We start from the raw sequence: 24,293 nt of genomic DNA, 5'->3' as shown, positions 1-24,293 counted from the left end.
TGTCATGACTGCTGACACCGTCTCGGCTGTGCCGAGGCCGCCCGCACCCAAATCCGCCGCACCGGAGATCTCCGGAGCAGAGGCTGTCGTCCGCACGCTCGAGCTCCTCGGCGTCAGGGATGTCTTCGGCCTCCCCGGCGGCGCGATCCTCCCCGTCTACGACCCGCTCATGGATGCGGCCGACCTTCGGCACATCCTGGTGCGGCACGAGCAGGGAGCGGGCCACGCCGCCGAGGGCTACGCATCGTCGTCGGGCAAGGTCGGTGTCTGCATCGCGACCTCTGGCCCCGGTGCGACCAACCTCGTGACAGCGATCGCTGACGCCTACATGGACTCGGTGCCGCTGCTCGCGATCACCGGCCAGGTGTTCTCGACGCTCATGGGCACCGACGCGTTCCAGGAGGCCGACATCGTGGGAATCACGATGCCGGTGACGAAGCACTCGTTCCTCGTGAAGGACGCATCCGAGATCCCCGGCGCCATCGCGGCGGCGTACGAGATCGCATCGACGGGCCGCCCCGGTCCGGTGCTCGTCGACATCACCAAGGATGCACAGCAGGCCATGGCGCCGTTCGTCTGGCCGCCCAAGTACGATCTGCCGGGGTACCGCCCCGTGACGAAGGCCCATGGCAAGCAGATCCATGCGGCAGCCGCCCTTCTGGCCGAGGCCAAGAAGCCGGTGCTCTACGTCGGTGGCGGTGTGATCCGTGGTCGTGCGTCGGCCGAGCTGCTCGCCCTGGCCGAGACGACGAACGCACCGGTCGTGACGACGCTCATGGCTCGCGGCGCGTTCCCCGACTCGCACCAGCAGCACCTGGGCATGCCGGGCATGCACGGCACCGTCCCTGCGGTGCTTGCGCTGCAGGAGGCCGACCTGATCGTGTCGCTCGGCGCGAGGTTCGACGACCGTGTGACCGGCAAGGCTGCGCTCTTCGCGCCGAACGCCAAGGTCGTGCACGTCGACATCGACCCGGCGGAGATCTCGAAGATCCGCACGGCCGATGTGCCGATCGTCGGAGACGTCCGCGACGTGCTGGTCGACCTCGAATCCGCGTTCCGCTCGGCCGTCAACACGACGACTCCCGACACGGAGGAGTGGTGGTCGTACCTCGACGGCCTGCGTACCGAGTTCCCCCTCGGATACGCGCCGACGACCGACGGGCTCCTCGCGCCGCAGTACGTGATCCAGCGGATCGGTGAGCTGACCGGCCCGGAGGGCATCTACGCCGCCGGAGTCGGACAGCACCAGATGTGGGCTGCGCAGTTCATCAAGTACGAGCGACCCAACGCCTGGCTGAACTCCGGGGGAGCGGGCACGATGGGCTACTCCGTCCCCGCTGCCATGGGCGCCAAGGTCGCCGAGCCCGACCGCGTGGTGTGGGCGATCGACGGTGACGGATGCTTCCAGATGACCAATCAGGAGCTCGCGACCTGCACGATCAACAACATCCCGATCAAGGTCGCGATCATCAACAACTCGTCGCTGGGCATGGTCCGCCAGTGGCAGACGCTGTTCTACGACGGCCGCCACTCGAACACCGACCTGAACACCGGTCACGGCACTGTGCGCATCCCTGACTTCGTGAAGCTCGCCGAGGCCTACGGCTGTCTCGCGATCCGTGTCGAGAAGGAGGAGGAGGTGGACGCGGCGATCAAGCTCGCTCTCGAGACCAACGACCGCCCCGTCGTCATCGACTTCGTCGTCAGCGCCGACTCCATGGTGTGGCCGATGGTTCCCCAGGGCGTGAGCAACAGCTACGTCCAGTACGCCCGCGAGCACGCGCCCGCTTTCGACGAGGAGGACTGACCATGTCGACTCACGTGCTGAGCCTCCTTGTGGAGAACACCCCCGGTCTGCTGACCCGCGTCGCAGGTCTGTTCGCGCGCCGCGGTTTCAACATCGACTCGCTCGCGGTGGGCGTGACCGAGGTGCCGGGCATCTCCCGCATCACCGTCGTCGTCGACCTCGAGGACCTGCCTCTCGAACAGGTGACCAAGCAGCTCAACAAGCTGATCAACGTCATCAAGATCGTGGAGCTCGACTTCCCGACCTCGGTGCAGCGCGAGCACATGCTCGTCAAGGTCCGCACCGACAACGCGAACCGGTCGAACGTCATCGAGGTCGCCAACCTGTTCCGCGCCTCGGTCGTGGACTATGCGTCCGACGCGCTGGTGATCGAGGTCACCGGTGATCGGGGCAAGGTCGACGCCATGCTCCGTGCCCTCGAGCCGTTCGGCATCAAGGAGATCGCGCAGTCGGGTCTCCTCGCCATCGGCCGCGGCGGCAAGAGCATCACCGAGCGCGTCCTGCGCGGCTGACCAGATTTCCTACACGTACACGAACACCAATCAAGGAGAAAACCAGTGAGCACCGAGATCTTCTACGACGCAGACGCCGATCTGTCGATCATCCAGGGCAAGAAGGTCGCCATCGTCGGCTACGGCTCGCAGGGTCACGCGCACGCGCAGAACCTTCGCGACTCCGGTGTCGAGGTCGCGATCGCGCTCAAGGAGGGCTCGAAGTCGGCGCCGAAGGCGGAGGAAGCCGGATTCGCGGTCAAGACCGTCGCTGAGGCGACTCAGTGGGCCGACCTCATCATGATCCTGGCGCCGGACCAGCACCAGCGCACGATCTACAGCGAGTCGATCGCCCCGAACCTCACCGAGGGCAAGACGCTCGCCTTCGCGCACGGCTTCAACATCCGCTTCGGCTACATCGACGCTCCCGAGGGCGTCGACGTCATCCTCGTCGCACCGAAGGCACCGGGCCACACCGTGCGTCGCGAGTTCGTCGCCGGTCGCGGCATCCCCGACATCATCGCCGTCGAGCGCGACGCGTCGGGCAACGCCTGGGCGACCGCGCTCTCGTACGCCAAGGCCATCGGCGGCACCCGCGCCGGCGTCATCAAGACGACCTTCACCGAGGAGACCGAGACCGACCTGTTCGGTGAGCAGGCCGTTCTGTGCGGTGGCGTCAGCCACCTCGTCCAGGCCGGCTTCGAGACGCTCACCGAGGCTGGCTACCAGCCGCAGATCGCCTATTTCGAGGTGCTTCACGAGCTGAAGCTCATCGTCGACCTGATGTGGGAGGGCGGCATCGCCAAGCAGCGCTGGTCGGTCTCCGACACCGCCGAGTACGGCGACTACGTGTCGGGCCCCCGCGTCGTGACCCCCGAGGTCAAGGAGTCGATGAAGGCGATCCTCGCCGACATCCAGAGCGGTGCGTTCGCGAAGCGCTTCATCGACGACCAGGACAACGGCGGCGAGGAGTTCCTCGCGCTGCGGGCCAAGGAGGAGACGCACCCCATCGAGGCCACAGGCAAGGAGCTGCGCTCGCTCTTCGCATGGAAGCAGCAGGACGAGGACTACGTCGACGGCAGCGCTGCGCGCTGACGCTGATTCGATCTTCGAAAGAACGGGCATCCCTCCGGGGGTGCCCGTTTCTGCGTCTGCACCGTTCACCTCGCTAGACATCGGATGTCTGTGCCAGGATGGAGGTATGCGACAGGAATGGTTTGATCACGCCCGCTTCGGCATGTTCGTGCACTTCGGCCTCTACAGCGGCGCCGCCCGGCATGAGTGGGTGCAGAACTACGAACGCCTGACCGACGAGGACTACCGCCCCTACTTCGAGCACTTCGATCCTGATCTGTTCGATGCTCGCGCCCTCGCGCGCACCGCGAAGGACACGGGGATGGGCTATGTCGTGCTGACCACCAAGCACCACGATGGATTCTGCCTGTGGGACTCTCAGCGCACCGACTTCACCTCCGTCGCGGCGACAGGGCGCGATCTGGTGCGCGAGTACGTCGACGCACTCCGCGCCGAGGGTCTCAAGGTGGGGCTCTACCACTCGGTGATCGACTGGCATCATCCCCACTTCACGATCGACTGGAACCACCCTCGTCGAGACGATGCCGACGCGCACGAACTGAACGTGGGCAGGGACATGGCGATCTACCGGGAGTACCTGCATGCTCAGGTGCGTGAACTGCTGACCGCCTACGGCGAGATCGACTACCTGTTCTTCGACTTCACCTACCCCGAGGCCAAGGACGGCTGGTCCGGCAAGGGGCCCGACGACTGGGATGCCCCCGGTCTGCTCGCACTGTGCCGCGAGCTCCAGCCGAACATGCTGGTGAACGACCGCCTCGGGATCCCCGCGGACTTCGTGACCCCCGAGCAGTATCAGCCCACCGCGCCGATCGTCCGAGACGGTGTCGCCCTGACGTGGGAGGCGTGCCAGACGCTCAACGGGTCGTGGGGGTATGACAGGGACAACACCGACCAGAAGTCGTCGACGATGCTGACGCAGATGCTGGTCGATTCGGTCTCGATGGGCGGCAACATGCTTCTCAACATCGGTCCGGACGGGCGCGGGGCCATCGCTCCGCGGGACGCCGCGACGCTCGGCGAGATCGGCGAATGGATGCGGCTGCACGGAGGTGCGGTGATCGGGGCGGGGCACGCCGAGTTCACGCCTCCTCGTGAAGGCGTGTACACCCGCAAGGGCGATCGTCTGTACCTGAGCCTGTTCTCCTGGCCGATGGGATTCGTCCACCTTCCGGATCTCGCCGGACGAGTGACATATGCGCGGCTGCTGCATGACGGGTCGTGGCTCAAGACGAGCGCATCCGACCCTGAGCAGCAGGCTGACCTGATGACCCCGGCAGGAGAGGCCGAGGGGACGCTCACCGTCCATCTGCCCGTCAGGCGCCCCGACGTGCTGCTGCCGGTGATCGAGCTGACGCTCTCGGCGTGAGGCGGGGAGTGGCGGCGGATCAGCCCGCCGCCACGTCCATGCCCTCGAGCGCGAGGCGGGCGGCGCCGTGCAGGATCGCATCCGCTCCCGTCGTCGCGGCCTCGATGCGCAGTCGCTGCGTCGCCAGGGGATGGCACGCCTCGTAGACGCGACTGCGGACTGCGGCGATGAACGGCTCGGAGGCGCTCATGCCCCCGGTCAGGAAGACCGCGTGCGGGTTGAAGAAGTTCACGACCCCCGACAGTGCCTGGCCGAGGTGCGTGCCCGCAGTCCGTACGAGCGAGGTCGCGAGCGGATCGGCATCCCTCGCCAGCGTCAGCACATCGGCGGTCGTGCGCACGGTGTCGTTGCCGCGCTCGCGCATCTGACGCACGAGGCTCGCGCCGCTGGCGACCGTCTCGAGGCATCCGGTGTTGCCGCACGAGCAGGGGATGTCACCGCTGCCGTCGATGCGGGTGTGCGTGATGTCGCCGGCAGCGCTCGTGGCGCCTCGGTGGATGTGCCCGTCGACGATCACCCCGCTGCCGATGGCAGTGCCCGCTTTCACCGTGATGCTGTGGTGCGTGTGGCCGAACTGCGCGCGGTGCTCGCCGAGCGCGGCGAGGTTCGCGTCGTTGTCGACCGTGACATGCGTTCCGAAGCGACCGGCCAGGTGCTCGCCGACCCGAAAGCCCGGCCAGCCGGGCATGCGAGAAGGCTGATCGACGGATCCGGTGAGCGTGTCCACAGGCCCGGGAAGGCTGACGCCGATCGCGTGGATCCGCGTGTCTGCGCCGAGGCGCTCGAAGACCTCGGCGATGCGCCCGAGGGTGGCCTCCGGGCCGTCGGTGAGATCGATCGCGATCGACTCGACGCCGAGCAGCGCGCCGCTCAGCGAGTGCCTTCCGATCCGAGCGTGCTGGCCGCCCAGGTCGGCGGACAGCACGATGCCGTCGCCGGCGATCTGCAGGACGCGTGGTCGTCTTCCCCCGCGTGAGGTGCCGTCGCCTGCCTCCTCCAGCACGCCCGCATCGAGGAGCGACTGCACCCTGAGCCCGACGGTCGACGCCGCGACGCCGAGCAGCGCGGCGATCTCGCTGCGGGAGTGCGCCTCCCCGCGCGCGACGAGATCGAGGATGCGTCGAGAGTGCTGATCCTCGACGGCGAGGGGCGAGGTGTCGGGCATGAGGCTCCTTCGTGATCGAAGCAAGGTCAGCGTAGCGGTCCAAGCCTGCGTTTCTGACTCGTTACGAATTATCAAGCTCCGATAAACATCGGATGTTCGGCTTGCAAGGGATTGTGAAGTGTGACAGCCTCACTTCATACGAAATCCTACTAGGTTGCTTCGATCCTCGAAATAACCTGATCCTTCCCGAGGAGGCATTCAATGAAGAAGTTGCGTGTGGGGGCAGCCGTCGCTGTCGCCGGCGTCGCTGTGGCGATGACCGGCTGTGCGAGTGGAGACGCCGGCGGTTCGGCCGACGGCGACACGATCGTCGTCGACATGTGGGCCGGCAGCGAATCCGATGTGGACGCCTTGGAGGCGCAGGTCGCCTTCGCCCAGGAGCAGAACCCCGACATCAAGATCAAGCTGCAGACGTCGCCCTGGAGCGACTTCTTCACCAAGCTCACGACGAACATGGCGAGTGGCAACATGGCCTGTGTCACGGGCATGAGCGGAGCACAGCTCGGCGGTTACACCCAGGGCTTCCGAGAGCTGAGTGCGGATGACCTCGAGACGGCAGGCATCGACTGGTCGGAGTTCAACCCGAGCGCCGACGGCATCCTGAGCTTCGAGGGCAAGGTCTACGGCGTGCCCTTCGACGTCGCCACGATGCTCGTCTACTACAACCAGGACATGCTGACGTCAGCGGGCGCCGCCACCCCGGAGATCGGCTGGACGTTCGACGACTTCGACAAGATCGCGGCCGACGCCACCAAGGACGGCAAGTACGGGTTCGCCATGGGCATGGGCGGCTACCAGTGGATGTCGATGCCGATCGCCTACTCGGCGACGCAGCCCGCGTCGGAGGACGGCTCGCTTCACATCGACGAGAAGGCTTTCGTCGACGCGGCGTCCTGGTACGCCGGGCTCGTCGACGAGAAGAAGGTCGCCGCGCCCGTGGCGTCCGCCTCCGACACAGGCTGGGGTGAGAACCAGTACTCGGGCGGCAACGCGGCGATGGCCGTCGACGGCACCTGGAACGCGGTGACCTACTTGAACAACGAGTCCGGCTTCGCCGCCGGAATGGCTCCGCTGCCCGCGGGCGTCGACGGCAACCCGGGGCCGATCCTCGGCTCGGGCTACGGGATCTCCGCGAACTGCGAGAACCCCGAAGCCGCCCTTAAGGTGATGGGCTCGCTCCTCGGTGAGGATGCGCAGGACTACATCGCGTCGTCTGGTCGTTCGTACCCCGCTCGCATCTCGTCGCAGCCGCTGTACTTCGAGTCCATCGACGAGGAGTACCGCGGTCAGGTGCAGTCGGTGTTCGAGGCGGCCTTCGGCGACACCGTGCCGCTCTACATGACGCAGAACTGGCAGAAGCTCGACAGCTACATCCAGCCCAACCTCGTCAGCGTCTACAACGGCCAGATGACGATGGAAGAGCTGCTGTCGAACGCTCAGGCGCAGTTCGGCGAGTGAGTCGACTCCGCTCTCTGCTGCACTAATCAACGAAAGAAACTGAGATGACGATCACGACGAGACGTCGAGGATCGCTCGCCAAGGTCGAGGCCCGCCAGGCGCTGGGATTTGCCAGCCCAGCCCTGGTGGGGCTCGCCCTGTTCACGATCGTGCCCGTGGGGCTGTCGATCGTGATGAGCGTCTTCGATTGGCCGACCTTCGGCGAGCGGACCTTCAACGGTGCGGACAACTACATCAGGCTGTTCACCAGCAGCCCCGACTTCTGGCCGGCGCTGCGCAACTCGGCGGTGTACACGCTGCTCTACGTGCCGCTGAGCGTCGCTCTCTCGCTCGTGCTCGCCCTCGGCCTCGGTCCGCGCATCCGCGGACGCGGAGCCCTGCGTGTGCTCTTCTTCATCCCGGTCGTGACCCCGATGGTCGCGAACGTCCTGGTGTGGAAGATGATGCTGCAGCCCCAGGGCCTGTTCAACGGTCTCTCGGAGACCTGGTTCGGGATCCAGTTGCCCAACTTCCTCGCCGACCCCTCGTGGGCCATGATCATGGTCGTCGCGATGAGCGTCTGGCAGGGACTCGGGTACAACATGCTGATCTTCTCCGCCGCTCTCGAGCAGCTCCCCGAGAGTGTCCTCGAGGCGGCGAGCATCGACGGTGCGCAGGGGTTCCGCCGCGTCTGGAGCATCATCATCCCGATGATCTCGCCGGCGATCTTCTTCGCGACGATCATGACGATGATCACCTCCCTCCAGGTGTTCGTCCAGCCCCAGCTGCTCACCGGCGGCGGGCCCGGGAACGCCACCAAGCCGCTCGTCATGTTCATCTGGGAGCAGGGCTTCACGTTCGGCGACCTCGGCCTCGCCGCCGCGGCCGCCTGGATCCTCTTCGCGATCATCATCGCGATCACCGGCCTGCAGTTCGCCGCACAGAAGAAGTGGGTGCACTATGAGCACTGAGACCCTCACCACGCCCACCGCGGCCATGCGCACACCCCGAGAGCTGCGGCGCGCACGTGGTGCAGCGACGACGCCGGCGGCCCGTGTCCGCCTCGTCATCGCGCACGTGTGCATCTACATCGCCGCGCTGATCTTCGTCTCGCCCATCGTCTACGCGTTCTTCTCGGCGCTGAAACCGAACACCGAGATGTTCTCGATGCCGCCCACGCTCGTCGGCTCCGAGCTGCGGTGGAGCAACTTCGTGGACGTCTTCGCCTACGGCCCCTTCGTCACGTACATCGCGAACTCGTTCATCGTCGCTATCCTCGGAACCCTCGTGGTGCTGGTCGTCTCGACCACAGCCGGCTACGCGTTCGGGCGCCTCCGCTGGAAGGGCAGGGATGCCGTCTTCATCCTGTTCCTCGCGACTCTGATGGTTCCGGCCGAGGTGCTCGTCATCCCGATGTTCCAGGTGATGCAGTGGTTCGACTGGGTCGACACCTATCAGGCGCTCGTGCTGCCTTTCGCATTCGGCGCCTTCGGAACCTTCCTGATGCGGCAGTTCTTCCGCGGTATCCCGTATGAGCTCGAAGAGGCCGCCCGCGTCGACGGCGCGGGTCCCGTCCGCACGTTCCTGCAGATCATCCTGCCCCTGTCGAAGTCGGCCGTCGCGGTGCTGGCGGTCTTCACCTTCCTGACGTTCTGGAACAGCTACCTGTGGCCGCTGATCGTCACAGTCGACTACGACGCGCACGGCACGCTTCCGGTCGGTCTCGCGAGCTTCGCGGGGCTCACCGGCACCCGGTGGGATCTGCAGATGGCAGCGGCGATCATCTCGATGATCCCGACGACTCTGCTCGTGATCGTGCTGCAGAAGCACCTGGTCAAGGGCATCGCGATGGCGGGGCTCGGCGGACGATGACGGTCACCGATCAGGAACAGATGGCGGTGACGCCGGATGCACGACCGCCCGGGGCATCGCAGGGCATCGTCGGGATCGATATCGGAGGCACCAAGATCGCGGGTCTCCTCGTCGACGAATCGGGAACGATCGTCACGCGCGCCAGCGTCGCGGCGCCCGCGAGCGAGGGCGGCGACGCGATGGCCGATGCCGCGGCGACGCTCGTGCGTGATCTCGTCGCCCGCGCCTCGGCGCAGCTCGTCGCGGTCGGCGTGGGAGCGGCAGGGGTCGTCGATCATGCGACCGGCACCATCCGCGCGGCTTCGGCGACCTTCGTCGGGTGGGCGGGCTTCCCTCTGGCCCATGCGCTGTCCTCGCGGCTCTCGGTGCCCGTGAGCGTCGAGAACGACGTCAACGCCTTCCTCCTCGGCGAGGTGGCTGCCGATCGCCGTGCCGACGACGTGCTCGGCGTGATGCTGGGCACCGGAGTCGGCGGCGCCGTGATCATCGACGGACGGCTGCGGCATGGTCCGCACGGAGCAGCGGGTGAGATCGGCCATACCCCCGGGTACAGCGACCTCGTCTGCACCTGCGGCCAGGTCGGTCACCTCGAGACCCTGGCCTCCGGGACCTCGATCGCACGCCGATACTCCGAGCGCGTCGGAGATGCCGTCGAAGACGCGCGCACCGTCGCCGAGCGAGCACGCTCGGGTGACCCCATCGCCGTCGAGGTGTTCGCGTCGGCCGGCCGCGCGGTCGCATTGGCGTGCGCGAGCGCGGCGACCCTGCTCGATCTTCCTCGCGCCATCGTCGGAGGAGGAGTCTCAGAGGCCTGGGATCTGCTGGCACCGGCGATCGAGCAGACGCTGCGGACCGATTCTCCCGTCTCCGGCCTGCCGCTCGTCATCGCACCGGCGCGGCTGGGTGCGGATGCCGTCGCGCTCGGCGCCATCGAAGCGGCGCGCCGGACCCTCGTGACGGCGGGAGAGAGATCATGACGAACATGACAGAGGAGACAGCAGTGACCGCACGACCCGAGGCCAGCGAGATCTGGATGGGCGCGCTTCCTGGCGTCGAGACGGGCGGGCTCGAGCGACCGAGGATCGGGATCGCCGGGATCTCGATCGAATCGAGTACATTCTCGCCGCACATCTCCGGCGACGAGGCGTTCACCGTTCGCACGGGTGCGGAGCTGCGCGCCTACTATCCCTTCCTCGACGAGGGGCGTGAGCTCGCGGAGGCCGCGGACTGGGTGCCGCTGACCCACGGCCGATCGCTTCCCGGTGGTGCCGTGGATGCTGACACCTACAGCCGCATGAAGACGGCCATCGTCGACGGCATCCGCGCGCACGGGCCATTCGACGGGTTCTTCTTCGACATCCACGGCGCCATGAGCGTCGTCGGCATGGACGACGCCGAGGGGGATCTCGCGCTCGCTGTGCGGGAGGCGCTCGGGGACGACACGCTGGTGTCGACGTCGATGGATCTGCACGGCAACGTCTCGGAGACGCTGCGCGACGCCGTGGACCTGCTCACCTGCTACCGCATGGCACCGCACGAGGACTGGCTGAACACCAAGGAACGAGCCGTGTGGAACCTCCTCGCCCGGCTGCGGGGGGAGTGCGGTGCCGATCCGCAGCGCCGGCGCCCGTATACCGCGTGGGTACCAGTGCCGGTGCTGCTGCCGGGTGAGAAGACGAGCACCCGACTGGAACCCGCCAGGGGGATCTACGCCGAACTCCCGCTGATCGACGCACTTCCCGGTGTCGTCGACGCCTCGGTGTGGATCGGCTACGCCTGGGCGGATGAACCACGTTGCCAGGCGTACGTCGTGGTCACCGGTGACGATCGCGAGGTCATCACCCGCGAAGCGGAGCGCATCGCCCGGATGTTCTGGGAGGCGCGCGAGGACTTCGTCTTCGTCGCCGAGACGGGGTCGCTCGAGGAGGCCCTCGCCAAGGCTCTCGCGCCGGATGCCGCGCGTCCGTACCTGATCTCCGACTCGGGAGACAACCCCACGGCCGGGGGCGCGGGCGATGTCACCTGGACTCTTGCGCACCTGCTCGACCGCCGCGAGCTGACGGACGGCTCGCACACCGCTCTGGTCGCCTCGGTGTTCGATGCCGACGCGGTCGCCCAGGCGGTCGCTGCGGGAGCCGGCGCCACGGTGTCGCTGTCGGCCGGAGCCCGAGTGGACGACGGCCCGCATGGGCCCGTCGAGATCACCGGCACCGTCTTCTCGATCACCGAGGGTGATCCGGACGCCGGCACGCAGGTCGTGATCGCCGTCGGCGGTCTGCATGCGATCATCACCGAGCGCCGCAAGCCCTTCCATCATCTGGCCGACTTCCGGATGCTGGGGCTGGAACCCACGACCGCCGACATGGTGGTCGTCAAGATCGGCTATCTGGAGCCCGAGCTGTACGACCTCGCTCGCGGCTGGACGCTCGCGCTCACGCCCGGTGGCGTCGACCAGGACCTTCTGCGGCTCGGTCATCATCGGCTGCAGCCGGGCGTGTACCCGTTCGACCCGTCCGGCACGCCGGACCTGACCGCCGTGGTCGGACGCCGCGGCGACCGTGAGGAGACCATCGCATGATGAACTTCGAGAAGCGCACAGGCCCCGATTTCGGCACTGCGGCGCCTGTGTATCCGACGAACGGCGTGCCCGACTGGTACCGCGACGCGAAGCTGGGCTTCTTCGTGCACTGGGGTCTCTACTCGGTGCCGGCATGGGCGGTGCAGCACGGCGACGGCGTGAACATCCCCACGGAAGACGCCTACGCGTGGCACCAGTACGCCGAGTGGTACGGCAACACGGTGCGAATCGCGGGAAGCCCCACCTGGGAACGGCACCAGCGACTCTTCGGCCCCGGAACCTCGTACGAGGACCTCGCCGATCGATGGGATGCGTCGGCATTCGATGCGGACTCCTTCGTCGGAGAGCTCGTGGATGCGGGGGCTCGGTACATCGTGCCGACCACGAAGCACCACGAGGGGTTCTGCCTGTGGGGCACCGAGACGACAGGATTCAACGCGGTCGCCCGCGGGCCCCGTCGTGATCTGATCGCGGAGTTCCAGGCCGCGACCCGCAGGGCGGGAGCGAAGTTCGGCGTGTACTACTCGGGCGCGCTCGACTGGCATGTGAGCGATTTTCCGCCGATCGAGTCCGACACGGACCTGTTCCGCTACCGCCGCAACGATGAGCACTTCGCCCGCTACTCGGCGGCACAGCTCGACGAGCTGATCGAGCGGTTCTCGCCGGACCTGCTCTGGAACGACATCGAGTGGCCGGACGGCGGGAAGGCCGGGGACGACTATGCGGTCGCCGCGCTGCTCCGGCGCTACTTCGATGCCGTGCCCGACGGCGTCGTGAACGATCGGTGGGGAGTGCCGTACCACGGCTTCCTCACCCGTGAATACACGGACATTCCCGAGATCATCCCTGAGCCGTGGGAGTCGACCCGCGGACTCGGCTACTCTTTCGGCTTCAACCAGGACGAGGACTCGCGCCACTCGCTGTCGGGCGCTGCGCTCATCAGACTCCTCGTCGACGTCGTGGCCAAGAACGGCAATCTCCTCATCAACGTCGGCCCTGCCGCCGACGGTTCCATCCCCGCCCTGCAGCGCAGTGCGATGCGCGAGCTCGGAGGGTGGCTGCGGGCGAACGGCGACGCGATCTACGGCACTCGCCCCTGGATCAGGATGGGGGAGCCGACCGGGTCTCCGCGTCGGTACACGCGCTCCGCAGCCGGAGTGCACATGCACGTGCTCGATCCCACGACGGGCACGGCCGAGCTGCCGGCGGAGTTCGACGAGAGCGCGCTGCGCTGGGTGGACGGCTCAGCGGTCGAATCCACGTCCGATGCGTCGGGCGTGCGCACAGCGACCATCCCCTCGGCGCTGCGCGCAGAGGCGGTCGCCGTGCTCACCGCTTCCGGAGTCTGACCGGCCCCGTAACCCGTTCGCGCGAAGGGGCCCGGTGCGCATCGCACCGGGCCCCTCTCGGCGTGCGGTCGTCCGTCACTCGGACGGTGCGTCCTCGATCACGGGCGGGGCGTCGTCGCCGTTGGTCCAGACAGGAGCCGGGAGAGCGGTGTCGACCGCGCCGGCCTGGATCTCGCGCAGCGCGTCTTCGATCTCGTCGGCGTTCTGAGGGACGGACAGACCGCAGGCATTCAACTCGGACGCGAACTTCAGCGTGAGGCGGGATTTGCCTGCCTCCACGGCTTCTGCCGTGGTGCCGATGCGCTTCTCGCTGCCCGTCTGGATGTCCGACACGTCTTCGCAGACGTGGTAGACCGCGCCGCCGTCGACCCACACGACCTCGTCTTTGCCGAGGAGCTGGATCACGGCTGACTGGTCGGCGGTGTACTTCTCGACGGAGGGCGGGTTGAAGTCCACTCCGATCACCGTGGCGAGCAGAGCGAGGACCACTCCGACGATCCCGGCGGTGGTCTTCTGGCCCTTGCTCATGTCCTTGTTGAGGAAGATGAGGATCACCAGGGGCAGGAACGCGACGATCGCGATGATCGCGCCGAGCTGGTTCTGCACGAAGAAGCGCACCGTCTCGGACCTGCGGGCGGGATCGAGACGGTTCGCCTTCTTCCACAGGATCGAACCGGTGATGGCAAGGGCTGCGATCACCACGAGCAGCACGAGGAGGGTGACGAACGCCCACTGCGGGAACACCACGGTGACGCCGCGGTCTTCGAGCAGGCCGGTGTCCGGATCGCGGACGAGGGCTCCGTCCTCGCCGACGTACTCGCGCTGGCGCAGGAGCCAGAAGATCGAGACGCCCTCGCCGATGATCGCGAGCGCCCACAGCACGGCGGCGATCCAGCGGAACGTGGTGGCCCTGGACTTGGCTGCGGCCGTCGGCTTCCACCCGGCTGTGGGTTCGTCGACGGAACCGCCAGAGGGGCTCTGGTCGGCGCTCTTGTTCTGCTCGGCCACGATCTTCCTTCCGGAAAGGGCCCCGGTGGCCCAGATGCCCCCGAGCATAGTGGACGACGTGTCCTACGCTGAGGACATGACTTCCGATTCCGACGACGCCCTGACCTGGGACGGTGACGACGGCGTCGCGCCGAAGACGCCCGCACCGAAGGGCTCTGACAGAGAGGCGTCCGCGCCCCATGGCGACGCCTCCGACGACGCAGCCCTGCCGGACGGGTGGAACGCCGTCGGCCGGGGCAGCGAGGCCGTCGGGCACGTCGATGCCGACGGCACGGTCACGATGCCCGATGAGCAGGAACCGGCGCATCTGAGCACGGCGATGCTCCTGACACTCGGGATCGTCGGCGGCGTCTATCTGCTGTACAGCATCGGCTGGGTCGTCGGTGGCCTCCGGCTCAAGCCGCTCGCCAATCTGATCGTGGCCGATGCCATGTACGTGCCGTGGTTCGTGCTCGCGGTGGCGGCACCCGCTCTGTGGTTCCTCGCGGTGTGGGTGCTCACCCGGGCCAAGGCGGCCTGGATCCGCATCGGGCTGCTCCTGCTCGGAGTGGTTCTTCTCGTGCCATGGCCCTTCGTGACGGTGGGGGTGATCGGATCATGACCGGGACGCAGTCGGCTTCTCCCGCAGCCTCCGGTTCTCCTCGGTGGCTGAGCGCGGTCGTTCTCGGCCTCGCAGGTCTCTTCTACGCCTACGCCATCTGGAATGCCGTCGCGCATGTGATCTCGATGGCGCAGAACGGCCTCACGGGGATCGGATGGGTGACGCTGCTCTTCGGCGTCGTCTTCCCCGCCATCGTGTTCGTCTTCGCGTATGCGATCGGACGACGCCGTCGCGCCGGCGAGCTCGCGCTGGTGCTGCTGGCCGGCCTCGGCATCGTGGCGGTGTTCTGGTTGAGCCTGATCGGATACAGCATCCTCAACATGTCGGATCTCGTGACGGCCGTGGTCTGATCCACGGCGTCACACGGCACGGAGCAGCAGGAGCGCTCGGGTACAGTTGAGGTGATCGCGCCCCCATGGTGTGCGGCGCATCGGCCCCCTGTCGCGCTGCCCCGAAGGATCCCTGTGCCGAAGCCCGTCGTGCTCATCGCCGAAGTTCTCTCTCCCGCCACGATCGAGGCCCTCGGTCCCGACTTCGACGTCCGCAACGTCGACGGCACTGACCGCGAGGCGCTCTTCGCCTCGCTCGCAGAGGCCGATGCGGTGCTGATCCGCTCGGCGACGCACATCGACGAAGAGGCGCTGACGCACGCGCCGAAGCTGAAGGTCGTCGCCCGCGCGGGCGTCGGACTCGACAACGTCGACATCAAGGCGGCCACCGCGGCCGGCGTCATGGTCGTCAACGCTCCGACGTCGAACATCATCTCGGCCGCCGAGCTCACGGTCGGACACATCCTCAGCCTCGCCCGTCGCATCCCCGCGGCCCATGCCTCCCTCGCCGCCGGCCAGTGGAAGCGCAGCTCGTTCACGGGCGCGGAACTCTTCGAGAAGACCGTCGGCATCGTCGGCCTCGGTCGCATCGGCGCTCTCGTCGCCGCCCGCCTCGCCGCGTTCGACATGCGCGTCGTCGCGTACGATCCCTACGTCACCTCGGCTCGTGCGCAGCAGCTCGGTGTGCAGCTCCTCTCGCTCGACGAGCTCGTCGCCGAGGCCGACTTCCTCACGATCCACATGCCCAAGACGCCCGAGACGACCGGCATGATCGGCGCCGAGCAGTTCAAGGCCATGAAGCCGACCGCCTTCGTCGTGAACGTCGCCCGCGGTGGCCTCATCGATGAGGAAGCGCTTCACGCCGCGCTCGTCGCCGGTGAGATCGCCGGCGCAGGACTCGACGTCTTCACCTCCGAGCCGCCCGCCGAGGGCGGAACCGCTCGTCCGCTGCTCGACCTCCCCAACGTCGTCGTGACCCCCCACCTCGGTGCCAGCACCGAGGAGGCGCAGGAGAAGGCCGGTGTCTCGGTCGCGCGCTCCGTGCGCCTCGCGCTCGGCGGCGACCTCGTCCCCGACGCGGTCAACGTCGCCGGGGGAGTCATCGACCCTTACGTGCGCCCCGGAATCTCGCTCGTCGAGAAGCTCGGTCAGATCTTCGCCGCCCTGGCGACGTCGCCTCTCACGAGCCTCGACGTCGAGGTCCACGGGGAGCTGAACGACTACGACGTCAGCGTGCTGAAGCTCGCGGCGCTCAAGGGCATCTTCACCAACATCGTCAGCGAGACGGTCTCGTACGTCAACGCGCCGCTGCTCGCCGACCAGCGCGGCATCGCGGTTCGCCTTCTCGCGGACGACGTGAGCGACGAGTACCGCAACGTGATCACTCTGAGCGGCGCTCTCTCCGACGGCTCGCAGCTCTCGGTGTCGGGCACCCTCACCGGTCCGAAGCAGGCAGAGAAGCTGGTCGCCATCAACGACCACGCGCTCGAGCTGCCGATCGAGAAGCACCACGTCGTGATGCTCTACACCGACCGCCCCGGCATCGTCGCGGTCTACGGCCAGAAGTTCGGCGAGGCAGGCATCAACATCGCCGGTATGCAGATCTCGCGGCTCGGCGCCGGTGACCAGGCGCTCAGCGTGCTGACGCTGGACTCGCCGGTGTCCGACGACCTGCTCGAGGACCTGCGCACCGAGATCGACGCCGACCTGTTCCGTCAGATCGAGATCACCGACATCTGATCCAGACGCACGAAGAGAGCGGGAGGGGTGGCCGAGCGGCCGTCCCTCCCGCTCTGTCTCTCGCCCGTCTCAGGGAGCCGTGGTGCGGAGCACGAGGGCGATCAGATCGTCGAGCTCGTCGCGATGGGGGACGAGGTGCTCCTCGCCGTTCACGTCGAGTGAGTTGTTGAAGTAGAGCCCGTCGCTGAGCAGCATCACGAGGTTGAGGCTCGCCCGATCGCGCACGTGCGGACGGATCATGTCCTCCCAGCGGCGCCGCACTGTGCGCAGCGCCTCGCCCGCCGGCAGAGAGCCGCCCTGTGCCAGACGCGATGCGGCGATGAGCGCGCGATCCAAGGCGTCGTCCTCCATGACGGACGTGCGCACGTAGTACGCCACCGGACCCTCGTCTGCCGCGGCCATGCGCTCGAGGTCTGCCGTGGTGAGTGCGTCGAGACGATCGAGGAGTCCCGCCGCGAGGTCCTCTTTCGAACCGAAATGGTAGAGCAGCCCGCCCTTAGAGACGCCGGCGGCTTTCGCCGTCGCGTCGAGCGTCGCCGCTCGCTCGCCGTCATTGATGACGATCGACTCGAACGCGTCGAGCACGCGCTCGCGGGCCAGGGGAGGTCGGGGCATCGGGGTTCCTCTGTTCGTCTCTCATCACCGTAACGCCGACAGATGACGATTCTGTTACTATACCAGCTGGACGGTTTAGTTACGATGCCGTCGTGATCCTGAGAGGTGTTCCATGACCCGTACTGCGTCGATCCCGACGACAGAGACGGATGCTCCCCGCGTCGGAGCCCGTGGCTGGGCGGCGCTCGTCGTCCTCATGCTGCCGGTGCTCCTGGTGTCGGTGGACAACACGGTGCTGAGCTTCGCGCTCCCCGAGATATCCATCGCGCTCGCGCCCACCGGGGCGGAGCAGCTGTGGATCATCGACGTGTACCCGCTCGTGCTCGCAGGACTCCTGGTGACCATGGGAACCCTCGGCGACCGCTTCGGACGTCGCCGGATGCTGCTGATCGGTGCCTCCGGCTTCGCGGCCGTGTCGGCTCTCGCCGCCTTCGCCCCGACCGCCGGGCTGCTGATCGCCGCACGCGCGCTGCTCGGCTTGTTCGGCGCGATGCTCATGCCGTCGACGTTGTCGCTCCTGCGTTCGATCTTCCAGAACCGCGACCAGCGTCGCCTCGCGATCGCGGTGTGGGCGTCGGCCTTCTCCGCAGGTTCGGCGCTCGGTCCGATCGTGGGAGGGTTCCTGCTCGAGCACTTCGACTGGGGCTCGGTGTTCCTGATCGCCGTCCCCGTGCTCATCCCGCTGCTGATCGCGGCGCCGCTGCTTGTGCCCGAGAGTCGCGATCCGAATCCGGGACGCATCGACATCGTCAGCATCGTGCTCTCGATGGCCGCGATGATCCCCGTCGTCTATGCGATCAAGTCGCTCGCCGTCGACGGGCCGAGTCTCACCGCCGGCGCCTGGGCGCTGCTCGGCGTCGCCATGGGCTATCTCTTCGTGCGTCGCCAGCTCACCGCTGAAGTGCCCATGCTCGACATGGGCCTCTTCCGTCGGGGCTCGTTCTCGGGGGCGATCCTGGTCAACCTCCTCAGCGTGGTCGCGCTCGTGGGGTTCCTCTACTTCGTCTCGCAGCACCTGCAGCTCGTGCTCGGCCTCTCGCCGATGATGGCGGGCGCGGCACTCGTGCCCGGCATGCTCGCGATGATCGTGGCCGGACTCTCCGTGGTGCCGATCTCCCGCAGGGTGCCACCCCACATCCTGGTGCCGGTGGGACTCGTCTTCTCGGTCGCCGGCTATCTGCTCGTGGCGTTCACGACGTCCGATCACGGCATCGCGCCCCTCGTCATCGCGTTCGTGGTGCTCGGGATCGGCATCGGCGGTGCCGAGACGATCTCGAACGAGCTGATCCTCTCGAGCGCGCCGGCTGAGAAGGCCGGAGCCGCGAGCGCCGTGTCCGAGACGGCGTACGAACTCGGTGCGGTGCTCGGCACGGCAGTGCTCGGTGGCCTCATCACCGCGTTCTACCGGGGCGCGCTCGTGGTCCCGGAGGGCATTCCTGCCGAGGCCGCGCATGCGGCGACCGAGACCCTCGCGGGCGCCTACACCGCCGCGCAGGAGCTTCCTGCGCAGCTCGGAGACGCGCTGTGGGACGCGGCATCGGCGGCATTCGGCTCGGGCGTCATGGTCACCTCGCTGATCGGCGCAGGGCTGGTCGTTCTCGCCGGAGTGATCGCGGCCGTCACACTGCGCAAGGCCCCCGCGCACTGACCAGTACGCTGGGAGAACCGGCCCGCTCGGCATCCGCCCGAGCGCTGGCCGGTTCATCCCGATGCAAGGAGTGTCATGTCGCGTGTCGTGAAGCTGGCCGTCATCCCCGGTGACGGAATCGGCCCAGAGGTCGTCGCCGAGGCGGAGAAGGTCCTCGATGCGGTCACCGCCTCCAGCGGAGTGACGTTCGACAAGACCCGCTTCTCGCTCGGCGCCGCTCGTTTCCTCGAGACCGGCGACACGCTGACGGACGACGACCTGCAGGCGATCGCGGCTCACGACGCGATCCTGCTGGGTGCCGTCGGCGGCACGCCGGGCGACCCCCGGCTCAAGGATGCGAACATCGAGCGCGGGCTGCTCCTGAAGCTGCGTTTCACGCTCGACCACTACGTGAACCTGCGCCCGTCGAAGCTGTTCGCGGGTGCTCCGGGACCGCTCGCGAACCCGGGCGCCATCGACTTCGTCGTCGTGCGTGAGGGCACCGAGGGTCCGTACGTCGGCAACGGGGGCGCGATCCGCAAGGGCACACCTCAGGAGGTCGCCAACGAGACCTCGGTGAACACGGCGTTCGGCGTGGAGCGCGTCGTGAGGTACGCCTTCGACCTCGCCGAGCGGCGCGGCAAGAAGGTCACACTCGTTCACAAGACCAACGTGCTCGTGCACGCCGGTGCCATCTGGCAGCGTGTCGTGAACGAGGTCGCTGCGGAGCATCCCCAGGTGACGGTCGACTACCTGCACGTCGACGCAGCGACGATCTTCCTCGTGACCGACCCCGCGCGCTTCGACGTGATCGTCACCGACAACCTGTTCGGCGACATCCTCACCGACCTCGCCGGCGCGGTCACCGGAGGCATCGGACTGGCCGCCTCGGGCAACATCAACCCCGATGGCGCGTTCCCGTCGATGTTCGAGCCGGTCCACGGATCCGCCCCCGACATCGCCGGCCAGCAGAAGGCCGACCCCACGGCGGCGATCCTCTCGGTGGCGCTGCTGCTCGACCACCTCGGGCTCGGCGCGGAGGCCGCTCGCGTGAGTGCCGCCGTGGAGTCCGACATCGCGTCCCGCACGGGGGCGCGCAGCACGGCGGAGATCGGCTCCGCGATCACTGCTCTGCTCTGAACGACAGGCGTAGGCTGAGACGGCGCGAGGATGCGCGCCACACGAGGAATGGATGACGAGATGACGACCATCGATGCCGAGACCACCGTGGCTCCACTGGAGTTCGCTGTGACCAAGAACCTGGCCGCCGCGACGGCCGGTCGTGTCGCCGAGGTTCATGAGAACCCCGGCTTCGGCGTGGTCTTCACCGATCACATGGTCGACATCTGCTGGTCGGCGAAGGGCGGATGGCACCGCCCGCGCGTGCAGCCGTACGGACCGATCCCGCTCGACCCCGCCGCCTCCGTGCTGCACTATGCGCAGGAGATCTTCGAGGGCATCAAGGCCTACCGTCACGCAGACGGGTCGATCCACACCTTCCGCCCCGACCGCAACGCCGCACGACTCCAGGCCAGCGCCCGTCGCCTCGCGCTGCCGGAGCTGCCCACCGAGTACTTCATCCAGTCGCTTCGCGAGATCATCGCGGTCGACGGGCGGTGGGTGCCGTCCGGCGCCGACCAGAGCCTCTACCTGCGCCCGTTCATGTTCGCCAAAGAGGCGTTCCTCGGTGTCCGAGCCGCGCAGAAGGTCGCCTACTACGTGATCGCAAGCCCGGCCGGCGCATATTTCAGCGGCGGCGTGAAGCCCGTGCGCATCTGGCTCTCCGAGGACTACGCACGCGCCGGCAAGGGGGGCACGGGCAAGGCCAAGACGGGCGGCAACTACGCGTCGAGCCTGCTCGCACAGAGCGAGGCCTCGTCGAAGGGATGCGACCAGGTCGTGTTCCTCGATGAGCAGCGCAACGTCGAGGAGCTCGGCGGGATGAACGTCGTGTTCGTGTTCAAGGACGGCCGCGTCGTCACGCCCGAGTCCGACAGCATCCTCGAGGGGATCACGCGCGACTCGCTGCTCCAGCTCGCCGAGGATCGCGGCTACACGGTCGAGAAGCGGCCGATCTCGATCGACGAGTGGCGCGAGGGCGTGGCTTCCGGCGACATCGTCGAGGTGTTCGCCTGCGGCACGGCCGCAGTCGTGACGCCGATCGGCGCACTCGTCGGCGAAGGCTTCGATGAGCCGCAGCCGCTCGGTGAACTCGCGCTGTCGCTCCGCGAAGAACTCACCGACATCCAGTACGGCCGCCGCGAAGACAAGCACGGCTGGCTCCTGCGCCTCGACGCCTGATCTTCGCAGGAACTCCCCGAGACCCCGCTGCGCGACCTGCGCAGCGGGGTCTCGTCGTCCGGCGCTCTGGATAGGCTGGTGGCATGAAGATCGCCCGATTCAGCCATGACGACGCCATCCTCTTCGGGATCGTCGACGACACCGACCTGGTCGTCCTCGCGGGCGATCCGCTCTTCGCCGGGTACGAACCCACCGGAGACCGAGTCCCGATCGCGGACGCGGTGATCCTGGCGCCGGTCATCCCTCGATCCAAGATCGTGTGCGTCGGCAAGAACTACCACGACCACGCCGCTGAGATGGGGGGAGTCGCCCCCGAGGAGCCGCTGCTGTTCCTCAAGCCCAACACCGCCGTCATCGGCCCGGGCGACGCGATCGTGCGCCCGTCGATCTCAGAGCAGACCGAATACGAGGGCGAGCTGGCCGTCGTGATCGGACGGGTCGCGAAGAACGTGAAGGCGGCGGATGCCCTCGACCACGTGCTCGGCTACACGATCGCCAACGATGTCACGGCGCGCGACCTCCAGCGCAAGGACGGCCAGTGGGCTCGGGCCAAGGGCTTCGACACGTTCTGCCCTCTCGGTCCGACCATCAGCACGGAGTTCGATCCGTCGGCGGCGACGATCGAGACCCGGGTCAACGGCGAGGTCCGTCAGAAGGCACCCCTGACCGACATGATCCACTCCGTCGAGGCGATCATCGAGCATGCATCCGAGGCCTTCACCCTGCTGCCGGGTGACGTCATCCTGACCGGCACGCCGGCTGGTGTGGGGGAGTTCGTCGCCGGCGACACCGTCGAGGTCGAGATCACCGGTCTGGGTATTCTGCGCAACACCGTGCGCGACGCCGTGCGCCCATCATGACCGTGGTCGCCCTGACGGCGGCTCAGCAGGCAGCGGTCCAGCGGAGAACCGTGCTGGTTCTCTCGTCTGGCCAGGTGCTCGGCGGCATCGCGTTCGGGGCGACCGTGTCGCTCGGCGCGCTGCTCGCCGCCGACATCTCCGGCAGCGACGCCTTATCGGGACTCGCGACCGCATCGGTCACGCTGGGCGCCGCAGTGTGCGCGATCCCTCTCGCTCGCCTCGCCGCCAGGGTGGGGCGTCGCCGTGCACTGACGCTCGGCAATCTGTTCGCGCTCGTGGGGATCGCCGTCGTGATCCTCGCGGCGTCGCTGCGGGTGTTCCCGCTGCTGCTGGTCGGCATCCTCATGATCGGCGCCGGGAACGCGGGCAATCTGCAGTCGCGATTCGCCGCCACCGACCTCGCCGCGCCGCAGCACCGAGGGCGGGACCTCTCGATCGTCGTGTGGGCGACCACCATCGGCGGGGTCGCGGGCCCCCTGCTGCTCGGACCGGGTGAGGTCGTGGGCGCCGCGATCGGCATGCCGCCTCAGACCGGTTCCTACGTCTTCTCGTTCGTCGCTCAATGCGCGGCTCTCATCCTGTATCTCGTGGCGCTGCGGCCAGATCCTCTTCTGGCCGCGCAGAGGCTCGCGTCAGCCGCTGCTGCGGGGGCTACAGGCAAGGCGTTCGCAGACAGGCCGGTGGTGGCTCGCTACGCGATGTTCGCAGTCGCCGGTTCGCACGTCGTGATGGCGTCCGTCATGGCGATGACTCCTGTGCATCTCGCGCACATGGCGCACGGCGCGCACGGAATGGCGCCCACACCGGCCGATGTCTCGGCTCTCGTCGGCATCACGATCGCCCTGCACGTCGGCGGCATGTATGCGCTGTCGCCGCTCTTCGGCATCCTCGCCGACCGGTGGGGGCGGCTGCGTGTGGTCCTGCTGGGGCAGGTGCTCCTCGGGGCAGCCCTGGCGTTCGCCGTGTTCGCGAATGATCGGGAGTGGGGCGTGATCGTGGCTCTGATCCTGTTGGGGCTCGGATGGAGCGCGGCGACCGTCGCGGGGGCCGCGCTGCTGACCGAGTCGAGCGCCCCCGAGATCCGCACACGCAGGCAGGGTCGCAGCGATTCGCTCATGAGCCTCTCGGCAGCTGCCGGCGCGGTGCTCGCGGGCGTGGTGCTCTCGAACTTCGACTATGCCGGACTGGGCATCGCCGCGTCTGTCATCGTCGTCGCCATCGTCGCGCTCTCTCCTCTCGGGCGTCCGAGGCGATGAAGGACTGGGCGGGCACGGGGCGGGCATACGCCGATTCCTATGCCTCGCTGTGCGTCGGCACGGCGGGGACTCTGCTCGGGCGGCTCGGAGACCCTGCGGGTCGCTCGCTGCTCGATGTCGGTTCCGGAACCGGTCTCCTCACGGCCGCATTCACGGATGCCGGATGGGATACGACAGGGTGCGAGCCCGAGCCGACGATGCGGGAGGTCGCGCTGCGGCAGCACCCGGCGATGCGGGTGCGCGACGGAGCGCTGCCGTCGCTGCCGTTCGAGGACGCGGAGTTCGATGCGGTCGTGGCGAACTTCGTGTTGAACCACGTCGCGGACCCCCGCGCATCGGCCGGAGAGCTTCTCCGCGTCTCTGCCGGCCGCGTGGCGGCCACGATCTGGACGAAATCGCCGACCTGGCTCTGGCGAGAGGTGTGCCAGCGCGCGGCGCTCGTCCCGACCGAGGGCGAGCGGCTTCCGCCGGAGAAGGACTTCGAGCGGACCGTCGACGGCTTCGCGAGGATGCTCGACGATGCGGGCTGGATGCGCCCGCGGGTGTCGGAGATCACCTGGACGTGGTCGGCGGATGCGACTGCGCTGTGGGTGTCAGCCGAAGGAGGCGTCGGGGGAGCGGGCCAGTTCTACCGAGCGCTCGACGACACCGGTCGGCGCTCGTTCCGTGCTGCCTTCGAGTCGGTGTGCGCCGAGCGATCGATCGCCGGCCGCCTGCCGCTGGTGCATTCTGCCGCGGTTGCCGTGGCGTCGCGCGGCTGAGGCCGCCCTCGGCCGGAGTGCCCCGCGGTCGC

The 24,293-nt window shown here is 67.8% G+C and carries 22 protein-coding genes; 19 read left to right on the top strand and 3 right to left on the bottom strand.

The annotated features are described in order from the left end of the window. The first annotated feature begins 4 nt into the window (after positions 1–4). The 4 genes from RU09_RS15355 to RU09_RS15340 all read left to right on the top strand — a co-directional run bounded on the left by RU09_RS15355 (position 5) and on the right by RU09_RS15340 (position 4,762). Positions 5–1,807 carry an acetolactate synthase large subunit gene (locus RU09_RS15355; protein WP_042541744.1) on the top strand — a complete coding sequence of 601 codons (1,803 nt, stop codon included), beginning with the start codon at positions 5–7 and terminating at the stop codon, positions 1,805–1,807. A 2-nt stretch (positions 1,808–1,809) separates the two neighbouring features. Continuing rightward, positions 1,810–2,319, top strand: coding sequence for an acetolactate synthase small subunit (gene ilvN, locus RU09_RS15350; protein ID WP_042541743.1), 510 nt, complete (start codon positions 1,810–1,812; stop codon positions 2,317–2,319). A gap of 45 nt (positions 2,320–2,364) precedes the next feature. Then, positions 2,365–3,393 (top strand): ketol-acid reductoisomerase, encoded by a 1,029-nt coding sequence (gene ilvC / locus RU09_RS15345; RefSeq protein WP_042541742.1) that lies wholly within the window; start codon positions 2,365–2,367, stop codon positions 3,391–3,393. Positions 3,394–3,499: 106 nt separating this feature from the next. Then, positions 3,500–4,762, top strand: coding sequence for an alpha-L-fucosidase (locus tag RU09_RS15340; RefSeq protein ID WP_042541741.1), 1,263 nt, complete (start codon positions 3,500–3,502; stop codon positions 4,760–4,762). A gap of 19 nt (positions 4,763–4,781) precedes the next feature. Here the strand turns inward: RU09_RS15340 and RU09_RS15335 are convergent, their stop codons facing one another. Next, on the bottom strand, positions 4,782–5,927 hold the full coding sequence (locus RU09_RS15335) for an ROK family transcriptional regulator (RefSeq protein ID WP_042541740.1): 1,146 nt from the start codon (positions 5,925–5,927) through the stop codon (positions 4,782–4,784). Between the two features lie 201 nt (positions 5,928–6,128). Here RU09_RS15335 and RU09_RS15330 point away from each other — a divergent pair, with 201 nt between their 5' ends. The 6 genes from RU09_RS15330 to RU09_RS15305 are packed head-to-tail and all read left to right on the top strand — an operon-like array spanning position 6,129 to position 13,163. Beyond that, complete coding sequence (locus tag RU09_RS15330) at positions 6,129–7,385, top strand: ABC transporter substrate-binding protein (RefSeq protein ID WP_042541739.1); 1,257 nt, start codon at positions 6,129–6,131, stop codon at positions 7,383–7,385. A 44-nt stretch (positions 7,386–7,429) separates the two neighbouring features. Further along, entirely contained in the window at positions 7,430–8,335 is a 906-nt protein-coding gene (locus RU09_RS15325) for a carbohydrate ABC transporter permease (RefSeq protein WP_042541738.1), read from the top strand. Then, positions 8,325–9,236: a carbohydrate ABC transporter permease gene (locus RU09_RS15320; protein ID WP_042541737.1), complete on the top strand. Its 912-nt coding sequence runs from the start codon at positions 8,325–8,327 to the stop codon at positions 9,234–9,236. The genes RU09_RS15325 and RU09_RS15320 overlap by 11 nt, the downstream gene beginning before the upstream one ends. Then, the gene (locus RU09_RS15315) at positions 9,233–10,213 is read left to right on the top strand and encodes an ROK family protein (RefSeq protein WP_228385694.1); all 981 of its coding nucleotides are present in this window, start codon (positions 9,233–9,235) and stop codon (positions 10,211–10,213) included. Before RU09_RS15320 ends, RU09_RS15315 begins: the two co-directional genes overlap by 4 nt. Positions 10,214–10,269: 56 nt before the next feature. After that, the gene (locus tag RU09_RS15310; RefSeq protein WP_331452594.1) at positions 10,270–11,814 is read left to right on the top strand and encodes a M81 family metallopeptidase; all 1,545 of its coding nucleotides are present in this window, start codon (positions 10,270–10,272) and stop codon (positions 11,812–11,814) included. After that, on the top strand, positions 11,811–13,163 hold the full coding sequence (locus RU09_RS15305) for an alpha-L-fucosidase (RefSeq protein ID WP_042541736.1): 1,353 nt from the start codon (positions 11,811–11,813) through the stop codon (positions 13,161–13,163). The genes RU09_RS15310 and RU09_RS15305 overlap by 4 nt, the downstream gene beginning before the upstream one ends. Before the next feature lie 75 nt (positions 13,164–13,238). Here RU09_RS15305 and RU09_RS15300 read toward each other — a convergent pair whose 3' ends face one another. Continuing rightward, positions 13,239–14,171, bottom strand: coding sequence for a hypothetical protein (locus RU09_RS15300; protein WP_156145951.1), 933 nt, complete (start codon positions 14,169–14,171; stop codon positions 13,239–13,241). 76 nt (positions 14,172–14,247) lie between these two features. On the opposite strand from RU09_RS15300, the gene RU09_RS15295 reads away from it, so the two are divergent. The 3 genes from RU09_RS15295 (at position 14,248) to serA (ending at position 16,841) form a co-directional block, all read left to right on the top strand. Then, positions 14,248–14,772, top strand: coding sequence for a hypothetical protein (locus RU09_RS15295; protein WP_042542136.1), 525 nt, complete (start codon positions 14,248–14,250; stop codon positions 14,770–14,772). Beyond that, positions 14,769–15,122 (top strand): hypothetical protein, encoded by a 354-nt coding sequence (locus RU09_RS15290; protein ID WP_042541735.1) that lies wholly within the window; start codon positions 14,769–14,771, stop codon positions 15,120–15,122. Before RU09_RS15295 ends, RU09_RS15290 begins: the two co-directional genes overlap by 4 nt. A gap of 114 nt (positions 15,123–15,236) precedes the next feature. Further along, positions 15,237–16,841: a phosphoglycerate dehydrogenase gene (gene serA, locus RU09_RS15285; RefSeq protein WP_042541734.1), complete on the top strand. Its 1,605-nt coding sequence runs from the start codon at positions 15,237–15,239 to the stop codon at positions 16,839–16,841. A gap of 69 nt (positions 16,842–16,910) precedes the next feature. Here serA and RU09_RS15280 read toward each other — a convergent pair whose 3' ends face one another. Continuing rightward, complete coding sequence (locus RU09_RS15280) at positions 16,911–17,456, bottom strand: TetR/AcrR family transcriptional regulator (RefSeq protein ID WP_042541733.1); 546 nt, start codon at positions 17,454–17,456, stop codon at positions 16,911–16,913. Between the two features lie 112 nt (positions 17,457–17,568). Between RU09_RS15280 and RU09_RS15275 the strand changes: the two genes are divergently transcribed. From RU09_RS15275 to RU09_RS15250, 6 genes are all read left to right on the top strand, one after another. After that, positions 17,569–19,104: an MFS transporter gene (locus RU09_RS15275; protein WP_042541732.1), complete on the top strand. Its 1,536-nt coding sequence runs from the start codon at positions 17,569–17,571 to the stop codon at positions 19,102–19,104. 75 nt (positions 19,105–19,179) lie between these two features. Then, complete coding sequence (locus RU09_RS15270; RefSeq protein WP_042541731.1) at positions 19,180–20,223, top strand: 3-isopropylmalate dehydrogenase; 1,044 nt, start codon at positions 19,180–19,182, stop codon at positions 20,221–20,223. Between the two features lie 60 nt (positions 20,224–20,283). After that, positions 20,284–21,384 carry a branched-chain amino acid aminotransferase gene (locus RU09_RS15265; protein WP_042542135.1) on the top strand — a complete coding sequence of 367 codons (1,101 nt, stop codon included), beginning with the start codon at positions 20,284–20,286 and terminating at the stop codon, positions 21,382–21,384. Positions 21,385–21,467: 83 nt separating this feature from the next. Next, a complete protein-coding gene (locus RU09_RS15260) occupies positions 21,468–22,244 on the top strand; it encodes a fumarylacetoacetate hydrolase family protein (protein ID WP_042541730.1) in 777 nt (258 codons plus the stop codon). Beyond that, entirely contained in the window at positions 22,241–23,500 is a 1,260-nt protein-coding gene (locus RU09_RS15255; RefSeq protein ID WP_042541729.1) for an MFS transporter, read from the top strand. Before RU09_RS15260 ends, RU09_RS15255 begins: the two co-directional genes overlap by 4 nt. After that, positions 23,497–24,261 carry a class I SAM-dependent methyltransferase gene (locus RU09_RS15250; RefSeq protein ID WP_042541728.1) on the top strand — a complete coding sequence of 255 codons (765 nt, stop codon included), beginning with the start codon at positions 23,497–23,499 and terminating at the stop codon, positions 24,259–24,261. Before RU09_RS15255 ends, RU09_RS15250 begins: the two co-directional genes overlap by 4 nt. The last annotated feature ends 32 nt before the right edge of the window (positions 24,262–24,293 follow it).

It is taken from the genome of Microbacterium sp. MEJ108Y, assembly GCF_000834175.1.
Lineage (GTDB): Bacteria > Actinomycetota > Actinomycetes > Actinomycetales > Microbacteriaceae > Microbacterium > Microbacterium forte.
The sequence above is the reverse complement of the archived record's forward strand: the minus strand, read 5'-3'. Positions and strand labels throughout refer to the sequence as shown.